Genomic DNA, 15,697 nt, shown 5'->3' with positions numbered 1-15,697 from the left:
GATTCCGAGCGAACAAAAAGTGAAATCCACTTCAGTGAAATCGATGGGTTCAAAGACCGTCGATCAAACTTCTGTTTCTGCTTCTTCCCGATCGCCCGGTAAAACCAAGACGGGGAAAACAGTTTCGGCCGCTACACCATCGCCTATCCAAACGCAAGCTGGAAAAATTGCTAAATTTGCCAAATTGGAAGAATCCGGTGCGGTCGTGAAAAAGGTGTCGGGGGCTACTGCCCAGGCAACTAAAAAGCTTTTGTCTAAAACTGATGCAAAGTCGGCCCCTGCGCAATTGAAAGCTCCCGTGACAACCAAGAAAACTGAATCGAAAACTGTTATCAAGCCTATTAAAACTGAAGCCCAACCTGAAGCCGCAGCGCTCAAGCAGGACGTCAAAAACGTCGGTGGTCCAGTCGTAATGTCGACCACGGATGCCGCAACGTTGGCAGCAATCGATACCTCGGGTTATATCCTTCCGACAATCAAGGTGCCAGGACGTCGCGGCCGCAAGCCAAAAGAATTTCAGCCGGAAAATGATGAAATTGCGGCACTAAATGCAGTCGAGCGTACCGAGATGAAGGCGGCTGACAAGGCGAAAGCAAAAGATCGCAAGGCAAAAGAAAAAGCACTTTTGAAAGATGCCTTTTCTTCGGATACGGAAGCGTCAGAGGAAGAACTTGAGGCGCGCCGCGAAAAACTGAAAATCTTGATCAAGTTGGGCAAAGAGCGCGGCTTTCTGACGTACGCGGAGATCAATGATCACCTGCCGGAAAATATTATTGATCCGGAGGCAATCGAAGGTATTATCGGCACCTTCAACGATATGGGCATTGCCATTTATGAGCAGGCGCCCGATGCTGAAACGCTCTTGTTGTCGGATAACGTTGCCACCGTTGCCAGCGATGATGAAGCGGAAGCTGCTGCTGAAGCGGCACTGTCGACGGTCGATTCCGACTTCGGCCGCACCACAGATCCGGTGCGGATGTACATGCGTGAAATGGGCTCCGTGGAGTTGCTCACACGCGAAGGCGAGATTGAAATCGCCAAGCGGATTGAAGACGGCTTGAAGGACATGATTCAGGCCATTTCGGCCTGTCCCATGACCATCGCCGAAATTTTGACTGCAGCCGATAAAATCGCCAACGATGAAATCAAGATTGACGAAATTGTCGATGGTCTGGTGAATTTGACAGAAGGTGAGCCTGCCGCTGCGCAACCGGTTGCTGTTTCTGCTTCGGATGATGAAGAAGATGAAGAGTCGGATGAAGAAAATGCGGACGAAGAGGATGAGGAAGAACCGAGCGCCAACGGTGGTGCCGCAAGTTTCTCCGCAGCGCAGTTGGAGCAATTGAAACGGGATGCACTGGATAAGTTTGCGATCATCTCGAGCCAGTTCGAAAAAATGCGCAAGTCGTATGAGAAAGAAGGCTACAACTCGAAGCCCTACGTCAAGGCGCAGGAAGCGATTTCCCAGGAGTTGCTGGGCATGCGTTTTACCGCAAAAGTAGTTGAAAAGCTCTGTGATACCCTGCGCGGTCAGGTGGATGAAGTACGCCATATCGAAAAACAGATCCTGGATGTGGCGGTTAATCGTTGCGGCATGCCGCGTTCCCACTTCATCAAAGTATTCCCGGGCAATGAAATCAATCTTTCCTGGGTCGAAGGTGAGGTCAATTCCGGCCATGCATACAGCGCCATCTTGGGACGGAATGTGCCAACCGTCCAGGAATTGCAAAAGAAACTGATTGATTTGCAAACGCGCGTCGTTTTGCCATTGCCTGATTTGCGCAACATCAACAAAAAGATGGCGGCCGGCGAGATGAAAGCGCGCCGGGCCAAGCGTGAAATGACGGAAGCCAACTTGCGGCTGGTGATTTCAATTGCAAAAAAATACACCAATCGCGGCCTGCAATTCCTGGATTTGATTCAGGAAGGTAATATCGGCTTGATGAAAGCGGTTGATAAGTTCGAATACCGCCGTGGCTACAAGTTCTCGACCTATGCGACATGGTGGATTCGCCAGGCAATTACGCGCTCCATCGCCGATCAGGCGCGCACGATCCGCATTCCAGTACATATGATCGAAACGATCAATAAGATGAACCGCATTTCGCGCCAGATTTTGCAAGAAACGGGTGCCGAACCGGACCCGGCAACGCTGGCGATCAAGATGGAAATGCCGGAAGACAAGATCCGCAAGATCATGAAAATCGCCAAAGAGCCGATTTCGATGGAAACGCCAATTGGCGACGATGACGATTCCCATTTGGGCGATTTTATTGAGGATGGCAATACCCTGGCGCCTGCAGATGCGGCCTTGCATGCATCCATGCGCAATGTGGTCAAGGATGTGCTGGATTCCTTGACTCCGCGTGAGGCAAAAGTATTGCGTATGCGTTTTGGCGTTGAAATGTCTACTGACCATACGCTGGAAGAAGTTGGCAAGCAGTTTGACGTAACGCGTGAGCGGATTCGCCAGATAGAAGCCAAGGCATTGCGTAAATTACGTCATCCATCCCGTTCGGATAAGCTAAAGAGCTTCCTCGAAGGTAACTAAATAGTTTAAAATTGGCGAGGCGATTTTTTGCCTCATCCCGAATCTCCTTTTCACGGAGATAAATTTAAGCAGGATACCCTGCGCGAAAGATACTGGGCCTCTAGCTCATGCTTGGTTAGAGCAGCGGACTCATAATCCGTTGGTGCCGTGTTCGACTCACGGGAGGCCCACCATATACTATGTCTGAAACCACGCCGGAAACACCGTCCGCACCATCTGCACTGTCCGAAACAGCGCAAGTTGATATCCCAGCAATTCGTTTTGAAGATTTCGGCTTGTCAGTTGAAATTTTGCGAGCGCTCACAGATCAGGGTTACATTCACCCGACGCCGATTCAGGCGGAGGCAATTCCTATCGTACTGCAGGGACGGGATGTGATGGGCGCGGCTCAGACCGGCACTGGCAAGACTGCCGGTTTCGCATTGCCGATCATTCAGATATTGTCAGCGCATGCGAATACCAGCGCCTCTCCTGCGCGGCATCCGGTACGGGCCTTGATTCTGACGCCAACCCGTGAGTTGGCCGATCAGGTGGCCGATAACGTGAAAGCGTATGCGCGTCATACGTCATTGCGCTCCACTGTTGTCTTTGGCGGCGTGGATATTGCGCCGCAGACGGCGGCATTGCGTGCCGGGGTCGAGATTGTCATCGCTACGCCGGGTCGTTTGCTGGATCACGTACAGCAGAAGACCCTGAATTTGTCGCAGGTGCAGATGCTGGTGATGGATGAGGCGGATCGCATGCTGGACATGGGCTTTTTACCGGATTTGCAACGGATCATCAATCTGTTGCCGAAGCAGCGGCAGAATCTGATGTTTTCCGCAACTTTCTCCAATGAAATCAAGAGACTGGCCAACAGCTTTCTGACCAATCCGGTCACGATCGAAGTCGCGCGGGGTAATTCAACCGCGGAAAATGTGACCCAGATCGTGTATAAAGTCGACGAAGCGGCGAAAGGCAGTGCGGTTTCCTTCATCATCCGCGAGCGTGGTCTGAAGCAAGCTATTGTGTTTTCCAACAGCAAGATTGGCGCTTCACGCCTGGCGCGCCAACTGGTGCAGGAAGGTATCAACGCTACCGCAATTCATGGCGACAAGACGCAAGCCGAGCGGATGGCTGCGCTGGAGGCGTTCAAGCAGGGAAAAATTGAATTCCTGATCGCAACCGATGTCGCAGCGCGTGGGCTGGATATTGTCGAACTTCCTTGCGTCATCAATTACGACCTGCCGTTTAACGCCGAGGATTATGTCCACCGGATCGGCCGCACTGCCCGCGCCGGCGCCTCCGGCGATGCGATTTCCCTGTATTCCGACAAGGACGAGCGCTTGTTGGTGGATATCGAAAAGTTGATTAAGCGGAAATTCGAACGTCAACAACTAGTCGGTTTTTCCGCTGCACCGGCCCGCTCCTCCGAACGTCCTGAAAGGGCCGAACGTACCGAACGTACCGAACGGCCACCGCGCCGCGAAGATGGAAACCGCACGGCAACTATGCAAGGGCGGAGCAATTATTCTGCTTCCCCGCGCAAGGAAAAAATTGACCCCTGGTTCCTGAAGCCTTACGAGCCTGCTGTGCCAGCAGCGAATGCCGTCAGCGGGCAAGGGCAGGACACGATTCCAGCGGGATCGAGCAAGTCGTCCAAAGCCAGAATGGCCGTACTACTCGGCGGCATTCCAAAGCCTTGAAATTGATGCCGCACTGAACGGCGGCATTGCTTCCCAATTAAAAATACATAACCATGTATTTTTACAAAATCAATGAAATCATGCGTAAACTACATGATTTTTCACTATACCCCCATGTAATCTGATATGTGAAGACTGCGGCAGGATTGCGTCCGGGGTGCGTGAATAGGCGCAAATTATGCTATGTTAATCACTTTGATAAGTGTCTATAGCGTTATTGCGCAGCACCTATTTGCAACCAACAGGAGACATCATGCTGGAATTACGCACAAGCGAAGCGCGTGGGCAGGCCGATCATGGCTGGTTGAAGGCGCGCCATAGTTTTTCGTTCGGGGATTATGTGGATCCGGCGCACATGGGTTTCGGCCCGTTGCGTGTGATTAACGAGGATCGGATTGCCCCCGGTAGCGGCTTCGGCACCCATGGTCACAAGGACATGGAAATTATTACCTATGTACTGGAAGGCGAACTGGCGCACCAGGACAGCATGGGCAACGGCAGCGTGATCCGTCCCGGCGACGTGCAGCGCATGAGTGCTGGCCGTGGCGTGATGCATTCCGAGTCCAATCATGCGGAAGGCAGTGAAACCCATTTGCTGCAAATCTGGATTGAACCCGATCAAAAAGGCATTGCGCCCAGTTACGAAGAGCAGCATGTGCCGCAAGCGCAAAAAGAAGGGTGCCTGCGGCTGGTGGCGTCGCCCGAAGGTACCGATGGCGCGGTCAAAATACATCAGGATGCGCGCTTGTATGTCGGTCTGTTCGATGGCGACCAGGCGGCCGATCTGACGCTGGCTGCCAATCGCTTGGCTTACGTCCACATGGCGCGCGGTAGTGCCAGCGTTAATGGTCAGACGCTGGCTGCCGGCGATGCCTTGAAACTCAGCGCGGAAACCGAACTGCGAATCCGTGACGGCAACGCAGCTGAATTGCTGGTTTTCGATTTGCCGCCGCGGCTTTAAGGGGCGGGTGCGCTATTCAGAAATGATGGAGTATAGGTAAAAATTAGCAGATACCGCATATTTTTAATGCGGTAACGCGGCATGAAATCATATACCCCATCGTTTTTTTATATGAAAGTGGATTTTAATCATCCAGTGCGCAATGGACTGTCTGAATCGGCAGCAGCGTGGAGATTATTTTCGGATCAATGCAGACCAGGTAGCCGCGCCGACCGCCATTGATGTAGATTTTGTCCAGCGCCAAAATGCTTTGCTCGACATATACCGGCATCGTTTTTTTGGTTCCGAACGGCGAGGTGCCGCCGACCAGATAGCCGGAGTGCCGGTTTGCCACTTCCGGTTTGCAGGGCGCGACCGATTTGCAGCCGATCTGGCGCGCCAGATTCTTGGTCGATACCGTGCGGTCGCCATGCATCAGGACGATCAGCGGCTTGGCGGCTTCGTCCTGCATTACCAGCGTTTTCACCACACAATGCTCATCGAGCGCCAGCTCCTGCGCCGACAATCCGGTGCCGCCATGTTCTTCATACGCGTATGAATGTTCTGAAAATGCGATGCCGTGCTTGCGCAAGAATTGGGTCGCCTGGGTCTCGGAGGTGTGCTCTTTTTTTGCCATGCGTGATACGCTCACCGAATCTGTTGTGATGTCAATCGAGGGCATATTATGCAACAAGAAATCCGTTTCGCCACTTTCAATGTCTGCAATCTGACGCTGCCGGGCGCGGTTTGCTACGCCAACCTGGCGCCTTATACGGCAGCAGAATTTGAAGCAAAAACCGCCTGGATCGCGCAGCAGATCGACCGACTGGATGCCGATGTGATCGGTTTTCAAGAGATTTTCTCGCAGGCCGCATTGCAACATGCGCTGGCGAAAAGCACGCGTTACGCGCATGCGCATCAGGTTGGTTTTGACCCGGTTGCGCGCGATGGACAGTTGACCCCGAGCGTGGCGCTGGTATCGCGGCTGCCGCTGGCCGGCGAAGTAAAGACTTACAGCGAATTGCCGCGCCAACTATCGGTGACATTGCCTGGCGCAGGCGAAACATCGACTTGCTTCACGCGGCCGGTTCTGCATGTGCAAGTGGCGCTGTCGAGCGAGTTGATCGTGAATGTTATTGTGGTTCACCTGAAATCCCAGCGCCCCGATTATGCGAATGGGGAAGAGGAAAACGATCCCTATCAGCTTGGACTGGGTTCTTTGCGCTCGCTGATCCGGCGCGGCACCGAAGCTCTCGGCCTGCGTTATCTGCTGACCGATTTAGTCCAGAGCAGCCGGGTGCCGCTGGTGGTGATGGGCGACTTCAACGATGTCGCCGGCGCGATCACCAGCAGGATCGTGATGGGCGACGGACGCCACGGCAAAACCGGTTTCGACGACCGCCTGTTCGATAGCTACCGTATCCAGTCGCATTTCGATCCCTTGCGTAATATCGGTTACAGCACCCTGCATCAGGGGCAGTTTGAGACCATCGACCATATTCTGGTGTCGGAAGAATTTAATCCATCTTCGCGCTTTGCTCTGGGCGAAATACTCGAAGTGAATTATCTCAATGACCATGTCCAGTTGCGACAGCCGGAGACTAGCGATCACGGGCAAGTGCTGATGCGGGTGAAGTTGTATGGCGTCAATGACCAGCCAGGCGGGATCGGTGTGGGATAGCGCGCTAACCGCGTGGATGATGTTCTGCGTGCAATTTCTTGAGCCGTTCGCGCGCCACATAAGTATAAATCTGGGTGGTCGAAATGTCGGCATGCCCGAGCAACAATTGCACCACCCGCAAATCGGCGCCGTGATTGAGCAAATGCGTGGCGAACGCATGGCGTAGCGTATGCGGCGACAGTGGCGCATTGATGTCGGCCTTGACTGCATATTTTTTGACCAATATCCAGAACATCTGGCGCGTCATCGCACCGCCGCGAGCAGTAACGAACAAGGCATCATCTACCTGTCCACCCAGAATCGCGCCGCGTGCCTGTTTCAGATAGCGCTCCATCCAGCTGCGCGCCTCTTCGCCGAAAGGCACCAGACGCGTCTTGTCGCCTTTGCCGGTGATGCGTAAGACGCCTTCATTCATGCCGACTTCCATCGTTTTCAGCAACACCAGTTCCGTCACGCGCAAGCCGCTGGCATACATCAGCTCCAGCATGGTGCGGTCGCGCAAGCCCAGCGCAGTATTGGTATCAGGCGCGGCCAGCAAAGCCTCAACCTGTGCTTCTGATAGTATTTTCGGTACCCGTGGCGGCTGTCTGGCGCTTTGCATTTTCAGGCAGGGATCGATCTCGATGTCGCGCTGGCGCAGTGCCAATTGATAAAAACGCTTCAGCACTGCCAGGCGGCGGTTCGACGAGGTGGCCTTGGTGGTTTCATGTCGGGCACTAAAATAGGCGCTCAGATCGTCGGCCTGGGCTTGATGCAAAACTTTGCCGCAAGTTGCCTGCAGCCAGGACGCAAACAGGCGCATGTCGCGCCGGTAAGCCTCCAGCGAATTCTTCGCCAGGCCGTCTTCCAGCCATAAGGTGTCGCAAAAAGCATCGATTGCAGATTGGCTTGCGGCCGGCAACTGGTCCGTCATAAGTAGCCTGCGGCACCCTCATGCGCGAGCAGCCAGCGTTTGACGCCGACGTGGAAGCCGGTTGCATCGTCGTGGTGCGAAAAGCCGCCCAGCCCGCCTGCCGCTGTGACGCGATGGCAGGGAATCACCAGCGGAAACCAGTTGGCGCCGCAAGCCTGTCCGACCGCCCGCGGGGCCGAGCGGATATGTTTGGCAATCTGACCATAGGTGAGCACCTTGCCGCGTGGAATGGCGGCAATGGCTTGCCATACCTTGCGCTGGAAAACCGTGCCGATTTCCGGCAAGGGCAGGTCAAAAATAGTATCCGGATCATCCAGATAGCGCGTCACCTGGGCTGCGACTTTTGCGGCCAGCGCGTCGTCCGGGGCTGCGGCCTTGGCTTCAAAAGACGGAGGAAGATAGACCAGTTCCTGCAGACTAGACGCTTTGGTGCGGATGCCGACTGCGCCGAAAGGGGCTTCGACGATGGCCGAGAACAGGGAAGTTGCGTATGCATTTTTCATATCGATAGAATAAAACAAAAAAGGCGCATCGTGAGATGCGCCTTCAAATTGCTTCTACGCGTTCAGGCTGTTATGACAGCTCATTTGAAACGCGTGTCTCCTCGTTATATGTCGGTATGTCTACCGTTTTTATGCACTACCCCTCTGAAATTCGAATGCATTGCGTGTTCGGTACGGCTGATTTTTTCATTTGGTTATGGCTTGCGTATTACCGCCGGATGAAAAATTTTCGCAATAATAACACCGGATTACTGAAATCGGAAAAAACAATTAAGCGAAAGAAAAAATCGATCCAGTAAAGAAATTTACAGCCATTATTTACAATACAGGAGCTTGATCCAAATTAAATTTTGTTAAGTTAGCAAAGACTGCCGGACGGCTGTAGTCCGGCAGTTTTTTAGCCAATCCGATTTAATTAAAAATCAGATTAGGCAGCCAGAGCGAGATTTGCGGAACATAAGTGATCAGTACCAAGAAGCCCAGCATCGTCAGCAGCCACGGCATGACGGCGATAGTCAACTCGGTGATGCCCATTTTGGCGATTCCGGATGCCACATACAGGTTTAGACCCACCGGCGGATGGCACATGCCGACTTCCATATTGACCACCATGATGATGCCGAAGTGAATCGGATCGATACCGAGCGTCATCGCCACAGGGAACAGGATTGGCGCCATGATCAGAACGATCGACGACGGCTCCATCACGTTACCCGCCAACAGCAGCAGCACGTTGACCACCAGCAGGAAGGAAATCATGCCAAAACCCTTGTCCATGATCCAGGCCGCCATATCCTGCGGGATATGCTCGCTGGTCATCAGGAAAGAGAACAGCACCGCATTGGTGATGATATACAGCAGCATCGCAGACATCGAAGCCGAGTCCAGCAAGACCTTCGGCACTTGCTTCATGCCCATATCCTTGTAGATAAATACGGCGACGATAAACGCATATACCGCTGACACCGCAGCTGCCTCGGTCGGGGTGAACATGCCGGAATAGATGCCGCCCATCACGATCACGATCAGCAGCAGACCCCAGGCGCTTTTGCGAAAGGCCACCAAACGCTCGCTCCAGCTTGCCTTCGGCATGCGCGGATATCCCCGCTTGCGCGCCAAAACCCAGGTAGTCAATCCTAAAAAGAAGGCCAGCAACAAGCCAGGGATCACGCCGGCCATGAACAGTTTGCCCACCGAAGTATTAGTCGAGACCGAGTACATCACCATCACGATCGATGGCGGGATCAGGATGCCCAATGCACCGGATGTCGTGATGACGCCTGCCCCGAAGCCTTTTGGATAACCCTGCTTGACCATGGCCGGCAACATAATCGAGCCGATTGCGACCACGGTGGCAGGTGAAGAGCCGGAAACTGCGGCGAACAATGCACAAGCCGCTACTCCGCCCAAAGCCAGGCCGCCATGCCAGTGGCCGATCATCGACGTGGCGAAATTGATCATGCGCCGCGCCACCCCGCCGTGGGTCAGGAAATTGCCCGCCAGAATGAAGAACGGGATCGCCATGATCTCGAACTTTTCGATACCCGTAAACAGCTTCAAAGCGACCGCTTCGATCGGTATCGAAGTCATCGTGAACAGGAAAGTCAATACCGTCAGGCCGAGCGAAATCGAGATCGGCATGCCGGTCAGCATCAGGCCGAACAGCAGCACAAAGATGATCAGTGCATTCATGCTTTTTCCCCTTTAATCTCTTCTTCCAAACCTTCTACGTGGGTATGGTCGTGTTTTGGCAAATCGCCGGTTTGAATGAAATGCCAGGCCACTTGCAGGAAGCGAAATGCCATCAGGTACGAGCCGAGCGGCACCGCCATATAGACGATCCACATCGGAATTTCCAGCACTTCGGAAACGCTGCTGGTATGGCTTAATTCGTATACGAATTTGGCGCCGAAAGTACCGACTAGACCGGTGAAAGTGGCGCCGGCCAGCAGGCCGAAGATGACGAATTTTTTGCGCCACGGCGTATTCAGCTTGTTGATCAAGACGTCAACGCCGACGTGGATGCCGGTGCGCACGCCATAAGCGGCGCCGAACTTTGCCATCCATACGAACATATAAATGGTCAATTCCTGGGCCCAGCTGGTATTGATGTGGATCAGTACATCCTGGATGCCGAACAGGGTAATGCCGGACGCGTAGCGGTGCAGGACGGCGACAAAGGTGACAATGGTGGCCGCTGCCATCAAGAAGGCGATTAGCCATTCTTCAAGATAATCAAGAATTTTCATGGGTTTCCCGGTAGGCGTGGGAGTTAAGGAAAGTGACGGGGTATGCTGGATTTATGCCGTTTTACCGCATGTATGTTGTGCGGTACTAAAAATACTATTGCCGGTATATTTCACGCAAAAAAACATGCGGCTTACAAGTCAAGAATGCTTGCAAGCCGCATATTCACCGTACTGACTGGAGAATCACTTCAGGAGCAGCGCTGCCGATTCCTTGTTGATGGAAGAAATCAACTCCTTGCCGATGCGGCTTTCCATTTGTTTCTGAACCGGTACCAGGGCTTTGCGCCATTCGACCTGTTCTTTGCCGTTTAACTCATACACAACCGTTTTGCCGGAAGCCTTGACGGCGGCCATCGCCTTGTCGTTTTCTTGCTGGGCGATCGCATTGGCGTAGCGGGTCGACTCTTTCATCGCCGCATCCAGTTGGGTGCGGATATCGGCCGGTAAGCCATCCCAGAACTTCTTGTTGACGATGACTGCATAGCCTAGATAGCCATGGTTGGTCATGGTGACGTGCTTTTGCACTTCATGCATTTTTTGCGTGTACAGATTCGATGGCGGGTTTTCGGTGCCATCCACAACGCCAGTTTGCAACGCCTGATATACCTCGGAGAAGGCCATTACTTGCGGGTTCGCACCCAGCGTGCGCATCTGTGCATCCAGTACCTTGGATGACTGGATGCGCATTTTCAAGCCTTTCATGGCTGCCGGTGAATGCAGCGGCGTGTTGGCCGACATGATCTTGAAGCCGTTATCCCAGTAAGCTAGACCGGTGATGCCTTTTGGTTCGAGTTTTTTCAGCAGACCCTTGCCGATCGGACCTTCGGTTACGCGATACAGCACGTCTTTGGAAGGGAAAATATACGGCAGGTCGAAGACTTCAAATTCACGCACGCCCAATGGGCCGAATTTTGCCAGCGATGGCGCCAGCATCTGGACTGCACCGAGTTGCAATGCTTCCAGTTCTTCCTTGTCCTTGTATAAGGTGCTGTTAGGGTAGACCTCAATCTTGACGCGGCCTTTGGTATTTTTTTCTGCCAGTTCCTTGAAACGATCGGCAGCTTTGCCTTTTGGCGTGTCCTTTGCGACCACGTGGCTGAACTTGATGACGATTGGGGCTTGCGCAAAAGCAACTGGGCTAATGACGGCGGCGGACGCCAGCGCTAGGAATAGCGTTTTGAGTTTCATGCTTGTCTCCGATAGATATGGAAAAACGTTTTTTTTAAATTACTCAAACATTTTGTCTAGTGTTTCATGGCAACACAATTGTGGATAACCACAATCCGGAAAAATTACCCCAGTTTGAATCCAAAAAAACAGGCATAGAATATTCGGTAGAATTCCGGTTTGAGAAACAATCGCTTAATACGCTAGAAAGATGCCTTGCGCCCATGACAACTGCTGGATTTAAAGGTTTTGGCGCCGCTCCGTTGCAACCCAAGCAGGCATGGCGCTGGTTGCTGCCGGTGCTGCTGGTGCTGCTGGTGCTGTCGATCCTGATATGGTTGCCATGGCAAGTACGGCAATTGGAGGTCAGCGAACGTCAACAACAGATGATTGCCGATACGCTCTGGGTAGAACAGGCGATTCGCTTTCAGCTGAAACGCAATGAAGAAAATTTCCGTCAGGTTGGAACCGAAATTGCGAACGGCTACCTGATGCCCGACAAACTGCGCGAACGCACCGCGCTGTTGCTGAAAAATAGCATTGAAATCCGCAGCGTCATGTGGCTCGATGCGACAGGCAAAATAGTTGCGTCCAGCGATGAGCAAACGATCGTCACCTCCCGGCTATCCGACGCATCGGCGCAAGCATCGGCCAGCGCACGCAAGCTGAAATCAACCCAATATAGTCAGCCGCTCAAAACCGTTAGCGTTGACGGCGCGCCGGGGTTGACGTTGATGGATGGTCACTTGCCGATCTTCAGGTATGGCCAATATAGCGGCAGCGTGGTGATTCGATATGCGTTGCAGAATATCCTCGATGAAATGGCGCCGTGGTGGTTTGCCCAGGATAACGAGATCGTATTGACCGACAACGACGACACCGTCTTCGCCAGGCGGGCGGCCGGCGGCATGGGGCGCGGTGTATACACCCATCGCCATACGCTTGAGCTGCCGGGGGCAGTGGTTTATCTGCGCACCAATAGCGTCAAAAGTGCGCCGACGCTGCTGCCAAATCTGCTGGTTGGCGCGATTATTTTGCTTGCGCTGGGTCTGATCTGGAGCTTATGGGCGTTGTGGTGGGATATTAATCGCCGGCTGGCGGCAGAAGGCGCGCTGCGCGAGCAGGTTGCCTTCCGCATTGCGATGGAAAACTCGCTGGTGACCGGGCTGCGGGCACGCGACCTGGAAGGGCGGATTAGCTATGTCAACCCGGCGTTCTGCCAGATGGTCGGTTTAACTGCCGATCAATTGCTCAACAAGGTGCCGCCAATGCCGTACTGGGCTCCCGAGGCGATCGAGGACCATGAAGGACGTTTTGCCCAAGTTCTGGCCGGCACCGTCCAGCGACATGGTTTCGAGATCATATTCCAGCGTGCCAACGGCGAGCGTTTTCCGGTACTGATTTTCGAGTCGCCTCTGCTGGACGACAGTGGCAAGCAAACCGGCTGGATGGGCTCGATCCTGGATATTTCAGATCGAAAAAAAGTGGAGGAATTAAATCAACAGCAGCAGGAAAAATTGCAATCCAGTGCGCGTCTGGCAACCATGGGGGAACTGGCATCGACCCTGGCGCATGAACTCAATCAACCGCTGGCCGCCATTTCCAGTTATACCGTCGGCGCCATCAATCTGATGCAGTCAGGCGTGGTGGATCCTGCGTTGTTGCGGCCGGCGCTGGAAAAAGCCAACGCGCAGGTGCAGCGCGCCGGCTTGATCATTCGCAGCGTGCATGAGTTCGTCAAGCGGCGCGACCCGGCCCGCGAACCGGTGTCGATGCAAAACCTGATCAACAGTGTGATGCCGCTGATCGAGTTGCAGGCGCAACAGAGTTACGTCACCATCCAGTTCAGCATTACCCCCAGACTGCCCAAAGTGCTGGCCGACCGCGTGATGCTGGAGCAGGTGCTGCTGAACCTGACGCGCAACGCCATCGAGGCTATGCACCTGATTCCCATCGAGCGTCGTATCCTGCGCATTACCGTCACCGCCGACAGCGTGCCGCTCAATACCGCATCAGCGCTTCCAAACGTGGTGGTGTCAGTGATCGACCAGGGGCACGGGGTCGCGCCGGAAGTCGCCGAACACCTGTTTTCACCTTTTTTCTCGACTAAGGCGGAAGGCATGGGGATCGGCCTGAAAATCTGCCGCACCACGCTGGAGTTTCATGGCGGCACCCTGAACTATGTGAATAATCCGCTGGGAGGTACAATTTTCCGCTTTTCATTGCCGCCACATTTGCCACCGCATCTGCCACATCCACCGCAGTTGTCCCAATAACCGAGGAACCTGCATGCTTCACATAGTTGATGACGAAGAAGTGATTCGCGACTCCCTGCTATGGCTGGCCAGGTCGCGCGCCATCGCTGCCACAGCCTACGCCAGCGCCGCCGAGTTTCTGGCCGTACTCGATGGCAAGACTGCCTTCGATCCGCAAGGCGAATGTTTGCTGCTCGACGTGCGCATGCCCGACATGAATGGCATTGCGCTGTTTGACATACTGGCCGGGCGCGACTTGACGCGACAGTTGCCGGTAATCTTCCTGACCGGTCACGGCGATGTGCCGATGGCGGTCGATACCTTAAAGCGCGGCGCGTTCGATTTCTTCGAAAAGCCGCTGAATGACAACAAGCTGATGGACCGGGCGCAGGAAGCCTTGCTGATCTCCATGGAGGCCGGCAGCATGGCGCTGATCCATCGCCGTCTCGAAACCCTGTCGGCGCGCGAACGCGAAGTGCTGGATCTGATTCTAGAAGGAAAAATGAACAAGGTCATCGCCGACGATCTCGGCATCAGCATGCGCACGGTCGAAGTGCATCGCGCCCATATTTTCGACAAGATGCATGTCAAGACCGCAGTGGAGCTGGCGCGGTTGCTGAAATAGTCAGGAACTGGCCTGAAAGCACGATGACAAAGTAGGGTGGGTGAAACCCACCGCACCAACTAAATATTGGCATGAGTATATTTAATATACTCATATTAAATACGCGGAAAATGCCATGAAAATAGTGATACCCCCTGTTTTTACAAACGCATTGCATTGTGAATTTTTTCGTGCTTTTCATGTTTTACGGGTGCAATGCCGTCCTGGTTCAAAGCCCTTTCGATGTCGGCGCGCTTCAGGCCGGGGGCGAATTCCATGATGAAATCATACGCGTACGAGCGTAAATAGGCACCGCGTCGCACTGCCAGTCGGGTCACATTCGGTGCAAACAGATGCGCCGCCCTGATCGCACGCAGCCCTTGATCGCGCTCAGGGTCAAATGCCATTGCTGCCAGCAGACCAACCCCCATGCCGAGCGACACATACTGCTTGATCACGTCCGAATCCATCGCCGTCAGCACGATATTGGTGCTCACGCCAGCGTTATTGAACGCTTCGTCGATATGGCTGCGGCCGGTAAAGCCGCTGTCGTAAGTGATCAGCGGATAGGCGGCAAGTTCGGTCAAGCCCACGTTCGTTTGCGACAATAGCGGATGCCCGTTGGGCACCACGATCAAGTGGCTCCAGCTGTAGCAAGGGAAGGAAACTAGGTCCGGAAACTGGCTCAAGCCTTCGGTCGCAATGCCGATGTCGGTCTTGCCCGACAATACCCATTCGGCGATATGCTCCGGCGCGCTTTGCTGCAACGCAATGCGCACGTCCGGAAAAGCAACGCGGAAAGTCTGCACCACTTCCGGCAATACATAGCGCGCTTGGGTATGGGTGGTGGCGACCGTCAGCGTGCCGCTGGTCTGGCCGGAATATTCCTGGCCGGCGCGCTGCAGGTTCTCGGCCTCGATCAGCAAGCGTTCGATAATCTTCAGGATGCCTTTGCCGGGCTCGGTCAAACCGGTCAGGCGCTTGCCGTTGCGCCCGAATATCTCGACTCCGAGCTCGTCTTCCAGTTCGCGGATCTGGCGCGACACGCCCGGCTGCGAGGTGCACAGCACGCTCGCCACTTCGGTCAGGTTATAGCCGTGACGGGCGGCTTCGCGGATCGAGCGCAGTTGCTGGAAATTCATCAATTAT

13 protein-coding genes and 1 tRNA gene are annotated in these 15,697 nt (G+C 54.1%); 7 read left to right on the top strand and 7 right to left on the bottom strand.

Features of this window, described 5'->3' with window-relative positions; translation table 11 throughout:
• The first annotated feature begins 298 nt into the window (after nt 1–298).
• From rpoD to FKCLFG_RS10410, 4 genes are all read left to right on the top strand, one after another.
• Nucleotides 299–2,551 carry an RNA polymerase sigma factor RpoD gene (gene rpoD, locus FKCLFG_RS10425; protein ID WP_472613023.1) on the top strand — a complete coding sequence of 751 codons (2,253 nt, stop codon included), beginning with the start codon at nt 299–301 and terminating at the stop codon, nt 2,549–2,551.
• Between the two features lie 94 nt (nt 2,552–2,645).
• Nucleotides 2,646–2,724, top strand: a tRNA-Ile gene (locus tag FKCLFG_RS10420).
• 6 nt (nt 2,725–2,730) lie between these two features.
• Complete coding sequence (locus FKCLFG_RS10415) at nt 2,731–4,236, top strand: DEAD/DEAH box helicase (RefSeq protein ID WP_472613022.1); 1,506 nt, start codon at nt 2,731–2,733, stop codon at nt 4,234–4,236.
• A gap of 253 nt (nt 4,237–4,489) precedes the next feature.
• The gene (locus FKCLFG_RS10410; RefSeq protein ID WP_472613021.1) at nt 4,490–5,197 is read left to right on the top strand and encodes a pirin family protein; all 708 of its coding nucleotides are present in this window, start codon (nt 4,490–4,492) and stop codon (nt 5,195–5,197) included.
• Nucleotides 5,198–5,321: 124 nt separating this feature from the next.
• Here the strand turns inward: FKCLFG_RS10410 and FKCLFG_RS10405 are convergent, their stop codons facing one another.
• The gene (locus FKCLFG_RS10405) at nt 5,322–5,813 is read right to left on the bottom strand and encodes an aminoacyl-tRNA deacylase (RefSeq protein ID WP_472613020.1); all 492 of its coding nucleotides are present in this window, start codon (nt 5,811–5,813) and stop codon (nt 5,322–5,324) included.
• Nucleotides 5,814–5,861: 48 nt separating this feature from the next.
• Here FKCLFG_RS10405 and FKCLFG_RS10400 point away from each other — a divergent pair, with 48 nt between their 5' ends.
• Nucleotides 5,862–6,857 carry an endonuclease/exonuclease/phosphatase family protein gene (locus FKCLFG_RS10400; protein ID WP_472613019.1) on the top strand — a complete coding sequence of 332 codons (996 nt, stop codon included), beginning with the start codon at nt 5,862–5,864 and terminating at the stop codon, nt 6,855–6,857.
• Nucleotides 6,858–6,861: 4 nt separating this feature from the next.
• Here the strand turns inward: FKCLFG_RS10400 and xerD are convergent, their stop codons facing one another.
• From xerD to FKCLFG_RS10375, 5 genes are all read right to left on the bottom strand, one after another.
• Entirely contained in the window at nt 6,862–7,770 is a 909-nt protein-coding gene (xerD, locus tag FKCLFG_RS10395) for a site-specific tyrosine recombinase XerD (RefSeq protein WP_472613018.1), read from the bottom strand.
• Complete coding sequence (locus FKCLFG_RS10390) at nt 7,767–8,273, bottom strand: methylated-DNA--[protein]-cysteine S-methyltransferase (protein WP_472613017.1); 507 nt, start codon at nt 8,271–8,273, stop codon at nt 7,767–7,769. Before FKCLFG_RS10390 ends, xerD begins: the two co-directional genes overlap by 4 nt.
• A gap of 411 nt (nt 8,274–8,684) precedes the next feature.
• On the bottom strand, nt 8,685–9,965 hold the full coding sequence (locus FKCLFG_RS10385) for a TRAP transporter large permease (RefSeq protein ID WP_472612669.1): 1,281 nt from the start codon (nt 9,963–9,965) through the stop codon (nt 8,685–8,687).
• Nucleotides 9,962–10,522 carry a TRAP transporter small permease gene (locus FKCLFG_RS10380; protein WP_472613016.1) on the bottom strand — a complete coding sequence of 187 codons (561 nt, stop codon included), beginning with the start codon at nt 10,520–10,522 and terminating at the stop codon, nt 9,962–9,964. Before FKCLFG_RS10380 ends, FKCLFG_RS10385 begins: the two co-directional genes overlap by 4 nt.
• A 183-nt stretch (nt 10,523–10,705) precedes the next feature.
• Nucleotides 10,706–11,710 (bottom strand): TRAP transporter substrate-binding protein, encoded by a 1,005-nt coding sequence (locus tag FKCLFG_RS10375; protein ID WP_472613015.1) that lies wholly within the window; start codon nt 11,708–11,710, stop codon nt 10,706–10,708.
• A 203-nt stretch (nt 11,711–11,913) separates the two neighbouring features.
• Between FKCLFG_RS10375 and FKCLFG_RS10370 the strand changes: the two genes are divergently transcribed.
• Together FKCLFG_RS10370 and FKCLFG_RS10365 are read left to right on the top strand one after the other, a co-directional pair.
• Nucleotides 11,914–13,965: a PAS domain S-box protein gene (locus FKCLFG_RS10370; protein WP_472613014.1), complete on the top strand. Its 2,052-nt coding sequence runs from the start codon at nt 11,914–11,916 to the stop codon at nt 13,963–13,965.
• A gap of 13 nt (nt 13,966–13,978) precedes the next feature.
• Nucleotides 13,979–14,569, top strand: a complete 591-nt coding sequence (locus FKCLFG_RS10365; protein WP_472613013.1) for a response regulator transcription factor — start codon at nt 13,979–13,981, stop codon at nt 14,567–14,569.
• 140 nt (nt 14,570–14,709) lie between these two features.
• On the opposite strand, the gene FKCLFG_RS10360 is transcribed toward FKCLFG_RS10365, so the two are convergent.
• Nucleotides 14,710–15,690, bottom strand: coding sequence for a CysB family HTH-type transcriptional regulator (locus tag FKCLFG_RS10360; RefSeq protein ID WP_472613012.1), 981 nt, complete (start codon nt 15,688–15,690; stop codon nt 14,710–14,712).
• Between the last annotated feature and the right edge of the window lie 7 nt (nt 15,691–15,697).

This window comes from Gelidimonas denitrificans (assembly GCF_055694065.1).
Note: the sequence above shows the minus strand (reverse complement) of the source record. Positions and strands in the feature narration are given on the sequence as shown.